Source organism: Sedimentibacter sp. B4 (assembly GCF_000309315.1).
In the GTDB taxonomy this organism is placed as follows: Bacteria; Bacillota; Clostridia; order Tissierellales; family Sedimentibacteraceae; genus Sedimentibacter; species Sedimentibacter saalensis.
The window spans coordinates 1-448 of the sequence record NZ_CANG01001049.1; the positions used below are offsets into that span (position 1 = coordinate 1).

The 448-nt window shown below is 70.5% G+C and carries 1 pseudogene; it reads right to left on the reverse strand.

The window, feature by feature from the left end:
* Positions 1–165: 165 nt before the first annotated feature.
* Positions 166–448 (reverse strand): annotated as a pseudogene (locus BN358_RS21635) (GDP-mannose--glycolipid 4-beta-D-mannosyltransferase); the annotation flags it as partial.

The following is a 448-nucleotide window of genomic DNA, read 5'->3' on the forward strand; positions in this document are numbered from 1 at the left end:
ATCCGGGTGCGCCACGCGCGCGTCCCTTCTGTGCTCCGGCCAGGCGGGCCAGGGTGTCGGCGAGCGACTCAGGCATCCAGCCTCCGATCGTTGTCTGCGCAGTGGTCTTGCGACTCTAGCCATCACCGGGGGATGACGAAGACCCGCCAGGTGCTGGGACTGTCCTCACGCGCCGCGCCGGCGCACCTTCGCCACCGCGTCGCGATAGGCAAGGCGGTGCTGTTCGCCGGTCACGTCCCAATCCCTGCCGTCGAGGTTCGGACGTTCCCCGGGGTCGATCGTCCTCACCGAGGCCAGCGTCCGGGTCAGCACTTCCGGGGTCAGCCCGCCGTCGTACATCGGGAGCCACTGTTCACCGACCTCCCCCGCGAGCGCCTCGTTGACGGCGTTGCGCGGAGCGAGCACCGGGCGCCCCAGAGAGAGCCCGGCAGCACCGCTCCGGAGTTGT